Origin of the sequence: Alistipes megaguti (genome assembly GCF_944320325.1) — a bacterium.
Lineage (GTDB): Bacteria > Bacteroidota > Bacteroidia > Bacteroidales > Rikenellaceae > Alistipes > Alistipes megaguti.
This window is the reverse complement of sequence record NZ_CALUHA010000004.1, coordinates 71,056-87,707: the sequence shown is the minus strand read 5'-3', so window position 1 is coordinate 87,707 and position 16,652 is coordinate 71,056. Positions and strand designations below refer to the sequence as shown.

General features: G+C 59.8%; 10 protein-coding genes. 9 read left to right on the top strand and 1 reads right to left on the bottom strand.

From position 1 onward, the window contains the following. Positions 1-36: 36 nt before the first annotated feature. From PUQ42_RS02095 to PUQ42_RS02065, 7 genes are read left to right on the top strand one after another with little or no spacing between them, the layout of a single operon-like run. Positions 37-3,429 carry a TonB-dependent receptor gene (locus PUQ42_RS02095; protein ID WP_273370522.1) on the top strand — a complete coding sequence of 1,131 codons (3,393 nt, stop codon included), beginning with the start codon at positions 37-39 and terminating at the stop codon, positions 3,427-3,429. A 12-nt stretch (positions 3,430-3,441) separates the two neighbouring features. Then, the gene (locus tag PUQ42_RS02090) at positions 3,442-4,836 is read left to right on the top strand and encodes a RagB/SusD family nutrient uptake outer membrane protein (protein ID WP_087309975.1); all 1,395 of its coding nucleotides are present in this window, start codon (positions 3,442-3,444) and stop codon (positions 4,834-4,836) included. Between the two features lie 21 nt (positions 4,837-4,857). Continuing rightward, positions 4,858-6,804 carry an outer membrane protein assembly factor BamB family protein gene (locus PUQ42_RS02085; RefSeq protein ID WP_273370518.1) on the top strand — a complete coding sequence of 649 codons (1,947 nt, stop codon included), beginning with the start codon at positions 4,858-4,860 and terminating at the stop codon, positions 6,802-6,804. Further along, the gene (locus PUQ42_RS02080; RefSeq protein WP_273370516.1) at positions 6,804-7,706 is read left to right on the top strand and encodes a sugar phosphate isomerase/epimerase family protein; all 903 of its coding nucleotides are present in this window, start codon (positions 6,804-6,806) and stop codon (positions 7,704-7,706) included. The genes PUQ42_RS02085 and PUQ42_RS02080 overlap by 1 nt, the downstream gene beginning before the upstream one ends. 4 nt (positions 7,707-7,710) lie before the next feature. Beyond that, positions 7,711-8,736, top strand: coding sequence for an MBL fold metallo-hydrolase (locus tag PUQ42_RS02075; protein ID WP_273370514.1), 1,026 nt, complete (start codon positions 7,711-7,713; stop codon positions 8,734-8,736). A 1-nt stretch (position 8,737) separates the two neighbouring features. Beyond that, complete coding sequence (locus PUQ42_RS02070) at positions 8,738-9,661, top strand: glycerophosphodiester phosphodiesterase family protein (RefSeq protein ID WP_273370511.1); 924 nt, start codon at positions 8,738-8,740, stop codon at positions 9,659-9,661. Between the two features lie 13 nt (positions 9,662-9,674). Beyond that, entirely contained in the window at positions 9,675-11,021 is a 1,347-nt protein-coding gene (locus PUQ42_RS02065; protein WP_273370510.1) for an MFS transporter, read from the top strand. A 308-nt stretch (positions 11,022-11,329) separates the two neighbouring features. Here PUQ42_RS02065 and PUQ42_RS02060 read toward each other — a convergent pair whose 3' ends face one another. Then, positions 11,330-12,256, bottom strand: a complete 927-nt coding sequence (locus PUQ42_RS02060; RefSeq protein WP_273370507.1) for a helix-turn-helix domain-containing protein — start codon at positions 12,254-12,256, stop codon at positions 11,330-11,332. Between the two features lie 176 nt (positions 12,257-12,432). On the opposite strand from PUQ42_RS02060, the gene PUQ42_RS02055 reads away from it, so the two are divergent. Together PUQ42_RS02055 and PUQ42_RS02050 are read left to right on the top strand one after the other, a co-directional pair. Further along, the gene (locus tag PUQ42_RS02055; RefSeq protein ID WP_273370504.1) at positions 12,433-13,494 is read left to right on the top strand and encodes an efflux RND transporter periplasmic adaptor subunit; all 1,062 of its coding nucleotides are present in this window, start codon (positions 12,433-12,435) and stop codon (positions 13,492-13,494) included. Next, on the top strand, positions 13,494-16,649 hold the full coding sequence (locus tag PUQ42_RS02050) for an efflux RND transporter permease subunit (RefSeq protein ID WP_273370502.1): 3,156 nt from the start codon (positions 13,494-13,496) through the stop codon (positions 16,647-16,649). Before PUQ42_RS02055 ends, PUQ42_RS02050 begins: the two co-directional genes overlap by 1 nt. The last annotated feature ends 3 nt before the right edge of the window (positions 16,650-16,652 follow it).

Genomic DNA, 16,652 nt, shown 5'->3' with positions numbered 1-16,652 from the left:
CAATTCTTCCTATTTTTAATCACCAATCAATCAGAGATGAAACCTTTTAGACTCCTATTGGCGGCAGTTCTTCTGGTGGCGTCCGTGACCGCGGTCTCGGCGCAGCAGGTGACTGTCAGGCTCCGGCAGGTAAAGCTGGTGCAGGTGCTGGACGAGATTTCGCGGCAGACCGGCTATGCGTTCTACCACTCGCGTCCGACGGTTGATCCCGACCGGATCGTGTCGCTTGACGTGACGGACACGAAGCTCGAAACGGCGCTGGACCGCCTCTTTGCCGGCACCCGGATCGGCTATGAGATCCGCAATCAGAAAATCTATCTGGTCGCCAAAAACGACCCGCAAAACGAAGCCACCCGGCAGCAGCCCCGGCCGGTCAAGGGCCAGGTGAAGGATGCAGCCGGCGAGCCGGTTATCGGTGCTACAGTTGTGGTGAAGGGTACGACCAAAGGTGCCAGTACGGGTATCGACGGCGGCTTTACGCTGGACGTGACGCCGGACGACGTGCTGGTCGTATCGTACATCGGCTACGACACGCAGGAGATTCCCGTCGGCAGCCGTACGTCGTTCGATATCCAGCTCCGGGAGGAGGCCACGACGCTGGACGACGTAGTGGTGATCGGTTACGGTGCCGTGAAGAAGCGCGACGTCTCGACGGCCATCTCGTCGATCAAGGCCGAGGATATCGCCAACCGTCCGATCACCGACTTCCGGCAGTCGATGGCCGGCAAGATGCCCGGTGTGCAGGTGATGCAGACGGGCGGCGATCCCGAAGGCAACGTGATGGTGCGCGTGCGCGGTATCAGCTCGGCCACGGCCGGCAACGACCCGTTGTATATCGTCGACGGCGTGCCGATGGAGAACGGCCTCTCGAACCTCAATACGAACGACATCGAGTCGATGGAGGTGCTGAAGGACGCCTCGTCGGCCGCGATTTACGGTTCGCGCGGTTCGAACGGCGTGATCCTCATCACGACCAAGAAGGGGAAATCGGAGACCATCCAGGTGACCTACGACGGCTACTACGGCATCGAGCAGGTTTCGAAAAAGATCGACCTGATGAATGCCTACCAGTATGCCCAGGTCTCGAAGGAGGCGCACGATGCGGCCTATCTCGATCAGTATCCTGGCGGTACGGCTCCGAACGGAGATCGCCCCGAATCGTATATGAATTACCCCGTGGAACTGGTTCCCTATCTGAACGGAGAACCGGGCCTGACCGATACCGACTGGCAGGATGCCATCTTCCGCACGGCCTCGACCACGAGCCACAACATTGCCATTTCGGGCAAAGGCAAGCACGTCAATTATTTCATTTCGGGGAACTATTACTACAAGGAGGGCGTCATCATCAACTCCGACTTCGAGCGCTACTCCTTCCGCATGAACCTCGACGGCAAGTACAAGAATTTCAAGTACGGCGTGAATTTCTCGCCCTCCTATTCGAAGTCGAACAAGGTAAATGCCTCGGGGGATTACAACAGCGGAGGCATCGTGCAGTCGGCTCTGACATCGTGCCCGATCTGGCCCATCTATAATGAGGATGGTACGTTTAACTTCCAGGGTAACGGTTATTGGCGTATTGGTACAGACTACCAGCACAACGAGATCCTGAACCCCGTGGCGCTGGCTACGCTGCAGTCGGAGGTGATCGACCGCATGTCGATGACCGGCCGTGCCTTCCTCGGGTATGACATCTGCAAGGGGCTTTCGTTCCAGACCTCGTTCGGCGGTTCGTTCTACGGAGCGATCGACAACAAGTACCGCTCGTCGGAACTTCCCCTGCGCGGAAAGGCCTATTACGATGCTCCGTCCAATCCGGAGGGCTACTCCTCGGCGGGCTTCTACTTCAACTGGCTCATCGAGAACCAGTTGACCTACGACCGCACGTTCGGAGACCACTCGTTGAACGTTATCCTCGTGCAGTCGGCCCAGAAGGAGACCTACAAGACGCTGAATGTCACGGCGACAGACTATCCCAACGATCAGAACCAGACGATCGGCGGCGGAACGGTGAGCGATGGCGATTCGAAGACCGAACAGTGGTCGCTGGCTTCGTATCTGGCCCGCGTGCAGTATAACTACAAGGGCAAGTACATGCTTTCGGCGGCCATCCGTGCCGACGGTTCGTCGCGTTTTGGCAAGAACAATCGCTGGGGTTACTTTCCCTCGGCGTCGGCCGCCTGGCGTATCTCGGGAGAGCCCTTCTTTCAGAATGCCGAGGCACTGTCGTGGATCAGCGATCTGAAGATCCGCGCCAGCTACGGCCAGACCGGTAACTTCCAGATCGGCAACTACCGCCATCTGGCTACCATGAGCGGCGACGACTATATCCTCGGTACGGGCAGCGGCTCGCTCGTAAGCGGTTACAAACCCTCGGACGTGGAGAATCCCGATCTGACGTGGGAGAAGACCTCGATGTTCAACGTCGGTGCCGATCTGAGCCTCCTGGGCGGCTATTTCAACCTGACGGCCGAATACTACTATGCCAATACGACCGACATGCTGCTCGAGGTGCCGATTCCGCACCTGACGGGTTACAGCACGACGCTGATGAACATCGGCAAGGTGAACAACCGCGGATGGGAACTCTCGGCCACCTCGCAGCACTCCTATGCCAACGGAATCAGTTATTCGCTCAATGTCAACTGGGCGAAGAATACCAACGAGGTGAAGGCGCTCGGAGCCAACGACACGCCGATCATCCAGTCGGGCAGCGTCGACCACGCCTACTACATCACGAAAGTGGGCGAGCCGATCGGTTCGTACTACCTGCTCGTTCAGGACGGCATCTTCCGCAACGAGGAGGATTTGAAGGCTTATCCGCACGTTTCGACCGCGCAGCCGGGGGACTTCCGCTTCGTGGATGTCGACGGTGACGGGGAGATCGACCTCGAGAAGGACCGCACGATCGTCGGCAACTACATGCCGGACTTCACCTACGGATTCGGCGGGTCGTTCGGTTACCGGGGGCTCGACTTTTCGGTGGCGTTCCAGGGCGTTCACGGCAACGAGATCCTGAACCTGAACCGTCGCTACCTGGACAATATGGAGGGTAACACGAACGGCACGACCGTCGCCTTCAACCGCTGGAAGAGCCCCACGGAGATCGGTGACGGCAATACGAACCGTGCCAACCGCAAGCAGACGGGCAACAATACCCGCACGTCGACCTGGCACGTCGAGGACGGCAGCTACCTGCGTCTGCAGAACATCGCCCTGGGCTACACGCTTCCGGCGAAGTGGACCAGGAAGTTCTATGTCGAGAAGCTGCGCATCTACGTCTCGGCGCAGAACCTCGTGACGTGGACCGATTATTCGGGCTACAACCCCGAGGTAAGCAACCGCACCAGTGCTCTGACACCCGGCGAGGACTATGGTACCTATCCTTTGGCCAAGACCTACATGGTCGGACTGAATGTCACATTCTAAAACGAACGAACGATGAAAAAGATACAGATTCTGTTTTCTGCGGCGGCTCTGCTTGGTCTGGGGGCGTGCGGAGAGGCCTTTTTCGACCTCACGCCCAACTATGAGGTGGCCGTCGACAATGTCTTCAAGACGGCGAATGATTTCGATATTGCGGTCAAGGGCTGTTATGCCAAGCTGCAGGGGCAGGTAAGCTACTATACCGAACTCTGTGAGTACCGCAGCGACAACCTCTATCTGGACGCTCCGACGGCCGGCACACAGGACCGTTACGATTTGGATCAGTTCAGCGAGACTCCCTCGAACGGTATTCTGGAGGATGCCTGGGCCAACTTCAACAACGGCGTTTACCGTTGCAACATGGTGCTGGACCGCATCGACGGAGCCGATTTTGACGAGACACTCAAGGCGCAGTACAAGGCCGAGGCGCTCTTCATCCGTGCCTACACCTACTTCAACATGTACCGTCTTTGGGGCGGCGTTCCCACTACCCGTACGGTTGTTTCGGTCAGTGAGGCACTGAAGATCGGCCGCAGCTCGGAGGAGCAGATGTATGAGTTCATTGCCGGTGATCTGAAACAGATTGTCGACAACGAGATGCTCCCGGCATCGTACGGAGCCGACGACACGGGACGCGCCACGATCGGTGCCGCCCGGACGCTGCTGGCCAAGGTCTATCTGACGTTCGGACACCCACAGGAAGCAGCCGACGTGCTGGAGGATGTCATCGGACGCTACACGCTGCTCGATGACGTGGCCGATGTCTTCTCCGTTGCGAACAAGATGAACGACGAGGTGATCTTCGCCGTACGGTTCAACAAGGAGGTGGTCGGCGAGGGGCACGGAGCCTGGTTCTCGATCTCGAACCTGACGGACAACTCGGGTCAGAGTCCCGTGCTGAAGGCGCTCTACGACGAGCAGGATGCCCGCAAGCCGCTGCTCGAATATGTGCAGGTCGAGGGGGTGAAACTCTGTCTGATGCGCAAGTTCTACGATACGCCCGACGCCACGACCACGCAGTATGGCAACGACCAGATTCTGCTGCGCTATGCCGACGCCCTGCTGATGTACGCCGAAGCGCTCAACGAGGTGGGATATGACGGCAGCCCCGATTCGCCGGCGCTCAAGGCGCTCAACGACGTCCACACCCGGGCCGGGCTCGATCCGCTGAATATCACCGATCTGCCCGATCAGGATGCGTTCCGTCGCGCCGTCTGTCTCGAGCGGCAAAAAGAGTTCCCCTACGAAGGGCAGCGGTGGTTCGATCTGGTGCGCATGGGGTATGCCGCCGAGGCCGTGGCCAAGGAGGGACATGCCATTCAGAGTTATCAGCTGCTTTATCCGATTCCGAATACCGAGCTGGAGCGGATCAACAACACGCAGCTGCTGTGGCAGAATCCCGGTTATTAATCTCAAATCCGCAAAACAACCATGAAAAAATATCTTTTCGGATTGCTGGCAGCCGTTGCCGTGCTGGGTACGGGCTGCAGCGATGACAATTTGCCGGAGGCCTCCTTCTCGCTTTTCCAGGTCGAGACGGTAAAGGCAACGGCCGGCGACGGTGAGGCGACGATTGAATGGACCCCGCAGGAGGGGAAGCCCGCCCCCGTGGAGTATTACGTCAGTTGGACGGCCGACGACTCGGAGGTGGCGGGTGGTGCCGAGAGCGTTTCGCCCGACACCCGTCGGTTGACCGTCAAGGGGCTGGTAAACGATTGCGCCTATACTTTTTCGGTGCAGTCGCGTTACGCCGGCGGGCTGGCCATGAAGGTGTCGGCCGTCTGCACCCCCAAGTCGACCCGCATGCCGGCCTCGAATTTCAAGGCCATGGCCGGAGACAAGCGGGCCTTTCTTTCGTGGACGGCTCCCGATACGCAGCTGGAATATTCGTATCGGATCGATGTGTCGGCCGGTGGCGAGCCGGTGAAAAGCGTGGAGGCTGCTTCGTCGGAGACCTCGAAACTGATCGAAGGGCTGACCAACGGCACGGCCTATACCTTCACGCTGACGTGCGTCTACGCCCACGGCGATTCGGAATCGGTCGAGGCCTCGGCTACGCCGGGTGAAATCGACCCGATTACGGTTACTTCGACGACGCTGCGGCGCTTCGAGCTCTGCACCTTTGAATACAATCCGGCCTACTTTGTGCAGGGTGAGATTGTTTCGGTGCATTGGGAGTTCGGCGACGGAAACACCTCGGATGAGACCATTGCTTCGTATTGCTATCCCGAGCCGGGCAACTATACGGTTCGTCTGACCGTCACCTACAAAGGCGGAGCGACCGAGCAGGCCGAGATTCGCATCACGGTTGAGGGCTATGCCTGGAGTTCGGTCAGCGGAACGGGTTATCAGAAGTCCTCGAACATTGTCTTCGCTCCTGACGGACAAACCCTCTACACGCTTTCGCAGACCGACAAGAAGCTCTTTGCCGTCAATGCCATCACGGGGCAGATTCGTTGGGAATATGCGACGTCGGCCGCAACTTACGGCTCGGGACCTGCTGTTGGTGCGGATGGTACGGTCTATTTCGGAACGGAGGACAGCGACGGTTCGTTCTATGCCGTTTCGGCGTCTGGGGCATTGAAGTGGAAGAAGACGCTCGGCGCCGCTGTCAAAGCCAGTCCGGCCGTTACCTCGGACGGTGTGGTCTATGCCTTGGCCAACGGAGGCTTGCTCTTTGCGCTGGATGCCGCATCAGGGGCTGAGAAATGGTCGGCCGTGCAGAGTGGTGATGCCGGCGGTGTGGCTGTTGACCGGGACGGTACGGTCTATTTCGGCACATCGAAGGGCATTTGGGCCTATTCGGAGAGTGGTTCGCTCAAATGGACCTGTGATACGGCTCATGCCGTGACTGAACGAGGCGGTTCGCTGGCCATCGGAGGTCAGATTCTTTACGCAACGCTCAAGTCCAAGGGAGGTTGTGCCGCCATTGACACGGCAACGGGCCGGACGCTGTGGAAATTCGCTTCGCAGGCTGGTGACAGCTACCACCCGGTGGTTGATGGTGACGGTACGGTCTACTTCTGCGAGAAGAGCGGATATCTGTATGCCGTTGACAGGAACGGCTCCGAGAAATGGATCGACCAGACCGACAAGAATTACATCTATTCGGGATTTGCCCTTGGAGCCGATGGCAGGGCCTATATTTCACAGTATGCGTCGCCGTTCAACCTGCTCTCCTTCGATGCTTCGGGTGCCCGAAACGTGGTGATGACGATCGGTGCCCAGACGATGAGCCCCGTCAGCATTGGCCCCGATAACAGACTCTACTATGGCCTTAATGGCTCGGTGGCTGCATATGAGATCGGTTGCAGCCTTGCTACGGAGGGCTGGCCGATGCGTGGATGCAATACCCAGGGTACCAATTCGTTGAAGTGATGAGACGCTTGATCCTTTTCATCTCCCTTCAGCTTTCGGCGGCAGTTCCGGCCTCGGCTCAACGTTCCGAGGTCGGGACCTCCACCGCCTTGTGGGGCTCCATCCCCACGGTTGAGGAGTTGCGCCAGGCCCTGACCGACGGTATCCAGTGGGTTGAAGTTGCCGTTAACCAATGTTACCGGGGTGTCCCCAATGAGGAAAAGTTCCCGCGGATGCGGCAGATGAAGGAACGCCTCGACAGTGCCGGCATGCGGGTCTGGTCGGTGCATTTGCCCTTTTCGCGGACGCTCGACATCTCGGTTCCCGACGATTCGCTGCGTGCGAAAAATGTGGCGGTTCAGGCGAAGATGATCCGTTGGAGTTGCGAACTCTATGCGCCGCAGCGACTGGTGCTGCACCCCAGCTCGGAGCCGATTGCCGACAGCCTGCGTGAACAGCGGCTCGAAAATGCCATTGCGTCGATTCGCACGTTGAAGAGGGTTGCCGACGAGTGCGGCGTGGAACTCTGCATCGAGAACCTGCCCCGCACCTGTCTGGGCAATACGCCCGAGGAGCTGGTGCGTATCGTTGACGCGGTGCCGGATGTCGGGATCTGCTTCGACACGAACCACTACACGCAGGGGACGATTCCGCACTTCATCGAGGTGGCCGGCCGTCGGATCCGGACCGTGCATATCTCCGACTACGACTTTGTGAACGAGTGCCACTGGCTCCCTTACGAGGGCCAAATCGACTGGGCTGCTTTCCGTCGGGATCTCCACGAAAAGGCGGGCTACGACGGTGTGCTGATGTACGAGGTGAAGAAGTTTCGTCGTGACGGCAGCCGCACGACGCCCCAAGCCGTTGCGGAGAGTTTCCACCGCATGAATAATGATTTCCAACAAATGAATATAAACCGATAAATCCATGAAACATACTTTCAAGATGCTTTGTGCTGCAGCTCTGTTGACCGGATTTGCAGCCTGCTCGAACGATGATCCCGACTGGACGGTTCCGCAGCAGGAGCCCAGCCGGGCCCCTGAAACGATGGAGACGCTGTGGCGGACTTCGCCGCTCGATGCTGATCTCACGACCCGCCGCGAACTCTTCGCGACGATCCAGGGCTACGCCGATGCCTGTTCGGGAGCCACCTTCTCGAGCTTTCTCAATGGCGCGGATTGGCTCGCTTCGTCGCTCGTCAAGTACGAAGATATTCTGGCGTGCTACAATGCAGCTTTCGACCGGGTGCTGAACGGTCTGCGCGAAGAGAAGCCGGCTGCAGGAGAGGTCCATATCTGGATGCTCTATAACATGGGCTATGTCATCCAGACGCCGTCGGGTTGCTTCGGTGTAGATATTTATCACCGCCGGGCTGCCGAGCTGGCTCCGTACCTCGATTTTTATGCCTCGACACACGTTCATCAGGACCACAAGAGCCTGCCGCTGATCGAGGCGATGCTTGAAGCCGGGAAACCTGTCGTGACAAACTACCTCGAAGAACCGGGATACGCATATACCTCGACAACGGCGGCCGACTATACGATTGGCAGCTTTGTGCTCCACACCTTCATTACGAATCACAACAACGGCTCGACGAATGTCCCCGTGACGGTCTTTCAGATCGACTGCGGCGAGGATACCGGCCATTTCGTGCTGCTGCACTCCGGCGACTCGAATTTCACGGCCGATCAGTTTGATGTGACTCTGCCCGTTGACGTTTACATCCCGCGCTATGCCCCCAACGAGTTGACCGAGAACAACGTCATCGGCAAACTTTTCACGCCGAAGTACGTTCTGCTGTCGCATATCCTGGAGCTTTCGCATACGGATCCCGACTCCTCGCGCTGGACCCTTGAACAGGGACTTGCACGAGCCGCGCAGCTTGACTGCGAAGAGACTCATATGCCGTTCTGGGGTGAGAAAATGGTTTGGAAAAACGGTAAACTCAACTGATATGAAGCGGGTGTTTGCCTGCCTGCTGGCACTTGTCGTGCTGGCAGGCTGCTCCGGAGAGGCCCCTCAGAGCGCCGCTCCGGAGAACCGGGCCGAAGGGCTCCGGGTACGTCTTCTTGCGGGCGATACGACCGCGGTTTTCGTCGTGGCGCACCGTGGCGACTGGCGCTATGCTCCGGAAAACTCCATCGCAGCCATCGAACACTCGATAGCCGTGGGTGTCGATGTGGTGGAGCTGGATCTTCAACTGACGCGCGACAGCGTGCTGATTGTCATGCACGACGCCACGCTGAACCGCACGACGACCGGAAAGGGGCGCGTTGCCGACTGGACGCTGGATTCGATCCGCACACTGAAACTCAAGAACGGCTGCGGCATCCGGACCAAACACACGGTTCCGACACTCGAAGAGGCGTTGCTGGCCGCCAAGGGACGTGTGCTGGTGAATCTCGACAAGGCCGACCGCTATTTCGACCTGGTGGTGCCGGTGCTGGAGCGGACCGGAACGACGCGGCAGATCGTCATGAAGGGCTCGAAACCGGCCGATGAGGTGCTTGCCCTGTATGGACAATACCTCGACGAGGTGATCTACATGCCGATTGTGAACCTTGACAGCGAGAATGCCGCGGAACTGATGCAGGATTATATCTCCGATCTGAAGCCCGCAGCCTATGAACTGCTCTATGCGCAGGCCGAGGATACGGCCATGCCGCTGCGGATGCGCGACACGCTGCGCGGACAAGCTCTGATTTGGTACAACACGTTGTGGGACACTGTTTGCGGCGGTCATGACGACGATCTGTCGCTCGAGGATCCCGATGCCGCGTTCGGCTATCTGATCGACACGCTCGGGGCCCGGATCATCCAGACCGACCGCGCCGAACACCTGCTCAGCTACCTCCGCCAGCGCGGGTTGCACGAATAATCCCGAGAAGGCCATGAATCTGCTGCGATTTTTTGCACCCTCGCCGACGTCGGAACCCTTGACCGACCCCGAGGCGATCCGCAGCCGCTATACGCGGTTGCGGTGGTCGGTCTTCCTCTCCGCCACGCTCGGGTACGGACTCTACTACGTCTGCCGTCTGAGTCTGAATGTCATCAAGAAGCCGATCGTCGATGCCGGGGTCCTCTCCGAGACGGAACTGGGCATCATCGGCTCGGGGTTGTTCATCACCTATGCCGTCGGCAAACTGACGAACGGCTTTCTGGCCGACCGCAGCAACATCCGCCGCTTCCTGGCGGCCGGACTGCTCATCACGGCGCTGATCAACCTCGTGCTGGGTTTCACGACCACCTTCGCGGTCTTTCTCGTACTGTGGGCCGTGAACGGCTGGGCGCAGTCGATGGGTGCGGCGCCGTGTGTCGTGGCCTTGTCCCGTTGGTTCGGAAACAAGGAACGAGGAACCTTCTACGGGCTGTGGTCCTCGAGCCACAACATCGGCGAGGCGATCACCTTCATCGTGACGGCCGTGATCGTCGCCTCGCTGGGCTGGCAGTGGGGATTCCGCGGCGCCGGTGTATTGGGACTTCTGGGATTCCTGATCGTCGTCCTCTTCATGCGCGACACGCCCCAAAGCAACGGTCTGCCGCCCGTGGCGGTCTACAAGGGGGACCAACCCCGGGAGGAGGCCGCAGCGGACGACGACAAATCGGTCGGCGAGTATCAGAAGGAGGTACTGCGCAACCCGGCGATCTGGATGCTGGCGCTGGCCAGTGCCTTCATGTATATCTCGCGCTATGCGGTGAACAGTTGGGGTATCTTCTTCCTTGAGGCCGACAAGGGCTACACGAATCTCGAAGCCAGTTCGGTGATCTCGATCAGCTCGGTCTGCGGAATCGTCGGAACCGTCGCTTCGGGGTGGGTTTCGGACCGTTTCTTCGGCGGGCGGCGCAATCTCCCGGCGTTGATCTTCGGGTTGATGAATATCCTCGGGCTGTCGCTCTTCCTGTTGGGGCCGCGCGACTGCTTCTGGCTCGACGCCGCGAGCATGGTGATCTTCGGCCTGGCCATCGGAGCGTTGATCTGCTTCCTGGGCGGACTGATGGCCGTCGACATCGCCTCGAAGAAGGCCTCCGGTGCGGCGCTCGGAGTCGTCGGAATCGCCAGTTACGTGGGTGCCGCCGTGCAGGACTTGTTGAGCGGCATCCTGATTCAACAGGGCAAGAGCGGGGGAGTGGCCGATGTAGCGGCATACGACTTCTCGGTCGTGACGTGGTTCTGGATCGGGGCCGCCATCCTCTCGGTGGTCTGCACGCTGGCCGTCTGGAAGGCCCGAGCCAAATAAGTCCGTCCGATTGGATTGCGAAATTACAAACGGGCGGGAAGCGGTTTCCCGCCCGTTCGCATAAAACGGAAAGCGTATGAAAATTCTTTGCTCACTTGCTGCTCTTTTTCGTGTGGCTGTCATGCGGCCTGCTTTGGCTCAGAAAAATTCCGGCCGGGGCCTCTGCCCGCCATCGCCGCTCGCGATGGGGGTTCTCACAAATCGGTGGTTGCGGGGTCGTCGGATTATTTTCCGCTGCCGGGCCAGATGCAAAGAATCCGTGACCGTTACAGGAAGCATCCTTACGCGCGGATGCACGACGTGTCACTCTATGACTCCTTGTAGACAGTCGGCGAACAGCCGACGGCCTTTTTGAAGTAGACTCCGAAGAAGGACTGGTTGGCGAAATTCAGCATATCGGATACTTGCTGGATCGTATATTGTCCGCTTTTCAATAGGGCTTTGGCCTCGAGAATCACATAATCGCGGATCCAATCTCCGGCATGGCGCCCGCTGACGGCATGAACCACCTGCGAGAGATATTTCGGGGTCAGACACAGCCGGTCGGCATAGAACTGCACGCTGCGCTGCGTGGCGTAGTGCTGCCGCAGCTCCTCGAGGAAACGGTCGAAGATCAGCTTTTTGCGCGAACTCTGTCGGGCTTCCTGTGCTTCGACCAGAGGTGCCATCAGCTGGCAGATCTCGCCGGAGAGCACCTGCAGATACCCTTTCAGAATCTCGTGCTTGAAACGGAAGTCGGGCTGCCGGAGTTTGTCGCGCAGAACACGGCAGATGGCCAGGATCTCGGCCGTTTGGGCGTCGGTGAGTTCGAGCGGTATCTGCCGTGCCAGAAACTTGCGCACGATAAGCGCTCCTTCGGCGTTTCCCTCCGGGATGACGTAATCGTTCGAGAGGGCCAGGAAGGCAATCCGGCAGTCGTCCGAAACCTCGAGGCATTGGCCGATGGCCCCCGGCGTGATGATCAGCAACGAGTTGCGGTGCAGTTCGTATTCGTTGAGGTTCAGCCTCACACGCATATTTCCACCCAGGCAGAGGAGCATCATGGCGAACTGAATCTTGAAAGGGTATGGTGACGTGAGAAAGGGGCGCATCGTCGGATCGTTGTTCAGATCGCGCTTCGGAGCCGAGTCGTCGAGGTCGCCGGCCAGAAAGACCTGGTCTTCGAAGATACAGTCGTGTTCGTCGAAGGGGATTATCGTCAGATTGAGCGCATTGAAGTTCCGGAATTCAGCCATGGTCATTTGCTTTTACGTCGGTAAATATACGGATTCAAACAATAAATTGCGGTCATTTCTCCTTTAAAAGTACGTTTTGCTATCCTTTCGAACAACAGGTCCACAATATGAGACAAAGCCCATCGCGGAAAAATCGGGAACTTTGTCGTCATGAAACTTCAAAAAAGGCAAGAACGATGAAGAAAGCAGACAGATGGTGGATCGCTCTGGCAGCGATTCTGTTGAGCGGCTGTTCGGGCGGACGACAGGAGACTCCCTTCGTGCGGAGTGTGTATGTGACGCATCCCGTGGCATTGGGCGGCGAAATGACGCGTACCTATTCGGGCATCGTACGTGCGGCCCACGAGGTGAGTCTGGGATTCAAGACCGCCGGGCAGATTGCGCGGATTCACGTTGTCGAGGGCGACTACGTGCACCGTGGGCAGCTGCTGGCCGAACTGGATGATGCCGACTACCGGCTGGCGGTTGAGGCGCTGCAGATCCAGTATGACCAGATGCGCGATGAGGTGGAGCGTACGCGTCAGCTCTTCGAGCAGCGGAGCGTCTCGGTCAACGATTTCGAGAAGGCCAGCGCCGGACTGCGGCAGTTGGGCATCCAGCTGCAGGCCAACCGCAACAAACTTGACTATACGAAACTCTACGCCCCGACCGACGGCTACGTTCAGACGGTGAACTTCTCGCCGGCAGAGATGGTCGATGCCGGAACAGCCCTTTTTACACTGCTCGACGTCTCACGCATGGAGGTTGAGGTCGACATTCCGGCCGTCGAATACCTCCGGCGTGACCGCTTCACCGGTTTTGCCTGCCGGGCGGCGGGGGTTGCCGACGAGATTCCGCTGCGACTTTCGGGGCTTCCGCCCAAGGCCGACGGCAATCAGCTCTACCATCTGATCCTCGCCTTTGCCGCGCAGCCCGACCGGCAGCTGACGGCCGGCATGAACGTCGAGGTGCGGATCACCGAGAGCGATACGACCCGCCGGCAGGGCTTTGCGCTTCCGTTCGGAACCGTCTTTCTGGAGGGCGGGACCCCCAGTGTGTGGGTTCTCGGGGCCGATTCGACCGTACGGCGCCGGGCCGTTGTGCTCGACAATACGGATGCTGAAGGGCGTGCCGTCGTCCGTGAGGGGCTTGATGGCCGTGAGACGATCGTGCGGGCCGGAGTTTCGGCCCTGAAGGAGGGCGAGAAGGTCCGTGTCGTGGCCGCGCCGAGTCGAACCAACGTAGGAGGGCTGTTGTGATGAAGATGAAGTTGACGGAGTTTTTCATGCGGCGGCCGGTGTTGTTCTGGTCGCTCATGGGGGCGATCCTCATTGCGGGGGTACTGTCGTTCCTCTACATGCCCAAACTGGAGGATCCGGCCGTGGCGGTCAAGCAGGCGATGGTCGTCATTCCCTATCCCGGAGCCAGTGCCCACGAGGTGGAGCTGAAGGCGGCCCAGCTGATGGAGGATGAGCTGCGGGCGCTGCCCAATGTCAAGAAGGTGACGAGCGAGTGCCGCAACGGTTCGGCCACGCTGACCGTCGAGTTCCAGATGACGGTGCTGAACCGCGATCTGGAGCAGCACTTCGATCTCCTGCGCCGCAAGGTGAGCGATGCGGCCCGGCGTCTGCCGCAGGGGTGCTACGATCCGGTGGTGATCGACGACATGATGGATGTCTACGGCATCTTCTACGCCCTGACGGCCGACGGGTACGACTATCCGGAGATGTACCGCTACGCCAAATTTCTGCGGCGCGAGCTGCTCGACGTGAAGGGGGTCAAGCGGATCAACATCGCGGGCAACCGCGACGAGGTAATCAACATCATCCTCTCGAAGGAGCAGATCGCCCGCAACGGTGTGATCCCGACACAGATCATGTCGGCGCTGCAGCAGGCCGGCAAGACGGTCAATGCCGGGCAGTACCGGAGCGGTGACGAACGCATCGCGCTCTATGTCGATTCGGCGGTCGACAACGTGGAGGAGATCCGCAACCTGGAGATCCGCACGATGGACGGCCGCCAGCTGCGTATCGGCGACGTGGCCCGCGTCGAACGGGGGTATGCCGAACCGCAGCGCAACGGATTTTTTGTGGACGGGCGTCCGGCGCTGGCTCTGTGCATCGCCATGGAGTCGTCGGCTATCGTGCCGGATGTGGGCCGGGCGGTCGATGCGCGGCTCGCGGAGGCGATGCAGCAGCTTCCGGCCGGATTTCATACCGAGAAGATCTTCTTCCAGCCGGACAAGGTCTCGCAGGCCATCTCGTCGTTCATGTGGAACCTGCTCGAATCGGTTGTGATCGTCATCCTGGTGCTGATCTTCACCATGGGCTTCCGCAGCGGACTGATCATCGGCTTCGGACTGGTGCTGACGGTGGCCGTCTCATTCCCGATCCTGCTGACGTGCGGCACGACGCTGCAGCGCATCTCGCTCGGGGCCTTCATTGTGGCCATGGGCATGCTGGTCGACAACGCCGTGGTGATCATGGACGGCATCCTGATCGACAGGAAACGGGGCCTCAGCCCGAAGATATACCTCTATCGCATCGGTCGCAATACGGCCCTGCCGCTGCTCGGCGCGACCGTCATCGCCGCCTCGACCTTCCTGGGCATCTACCTCTCGCCCGATTCGGCGGGTGAGTATGCCGGCGACCTCTTTCTGGTGCTGTGCGTGAGCCTGCTGGCCAGTTGGGTGCTGGCACTGGTACAGGTGCCCATCTGTGCCAAGTCGTGGCTCCCGGCCCGGGAGAAACTGCAGCCCGGAGCGCAGAAGCCGGTCGTGATGAACTCGCCGGTCCACCGCTTCGTGCGCCGCTCGATCGCCTTCCTGATCGGCTACAAGCGGGCGACGATCGTCGTGGCCTTCGCCGTGCTGGCCCTCTCCCTCTTCGGCATGACGCGTGTCAGGAACCTCTTCTTCTCCGACTTCGACTACAAGCAGTTCGTCGTCGAGTGCTTCTTCCCCTCGGCCACGGATGCCGGCCGGGTGCGCGACCGTCTGCTCGAAATGAGCGACAGCGTGCTGCTCCATGCGGGTGTCGAGCGGGTAGCCGTCAGCCAGGGCAGCGCCCCGGCTCACTACTGCCTGGTGCGCCCGATGACCTCGGGCGGCGACTGCTACGGCGAGCTGATCGTCGACTGCCCCGATTACAAAACCGTTCTTGAGGTGATTCCCTCGATCCGTCGACAGTTGCGCGAGGAGTTTCCCGAGGCCTACGTCCGCATCCGCAAGTACAACTTCTCGATCTCGACGTCGCACACCGTCGAAGTGGAGTTTGCCGGTCCCGATCCGGTCGTGCTGCGCGATCTGAGCGCACAGGCCGAGGCCGTCATGCGCCGCTGTCCCTACGTCGATGCCTATTCGGTGGAGAACAACTGGAAGCCGAAAGGCAAGGCGCTGGTGGCCGAGTTCAACCAGCAGGATGCCCTGCGGGCCGGGATCGGCCGCGGGGATGTGGCCAACGCCCTGCTGGCCGCCACGGACGGCATGCCGGTCGGCGTGCTGAACGACCAGGAGCGGATGGTGACGTTGAACCTCCAGGTGCGCAACAACGACGGCAGCCGCATCCGCAATCTCAACGAGATCCCCGTCTGGAGCATGATGAACCTGCGGCTGACGGGCGAGGACCTGCAGGGAGCGCTGGCCGGCGGTCAGGGGATGAGCGTGCTGCAGGACCGTATGTTCCGCGCCATGCCGCTCGGAAATGCCGTGCATGACATCCGCCTCGACTGGGACGAGGATGTGGTGTTGCGGATGAACGGCCGGCGGGTGATCGAGGCCGAGTGCGATCCCAATCCCGACAGCCGGGATGCGACGCCGGCCAAGGTCGTCGCCTCGATCCGTCCCGAAATCGAGGCCATCGCGCTGCCCGACGGCTATACGATGCGCTGGGTCGGCGAGGGCGAACTGCAGGGCGAAGCGATCGGCAACCTGATGAAGTACCTGCCGTTGACGATCTTTCTGATTCTGGCTATCCTGTTGCTGCTGTTCAACAGCTGGCGCAAGGTGCTGCTCATTCTGCTGTGCTTCCCGTTCGTTTTCTGCGGCATCACTCCGTCGCTGCTCCTGACGGGCCAGCCGCTGACCTTCATGGCCATCATCGGCATGATGGGGCTGATCGGCATGATGGTCAAGAATGCCATCGTGCTCGTCGACGAGATCAACCGCCTGCAGACCGAAGAGCACAGGCCGCCCTATACGGCCGTTATCGAGGCGACCGTCTCGCGCGTGCGTCCCGTGCTGATGGCCTCGCTCACTACGATCGTCGGGATGATCCCGCTGGTCGGCGATCCGATGTACGGGTCGATGGCCCTGACGATCATGGGCGGTCTGACCGTTGGTACGATCATCACGCTCATTCTGCTGCCGCTCTTCTACGCGGCCCTGTTCCGGATTCGCAAACCTCAAAACGCATAAATC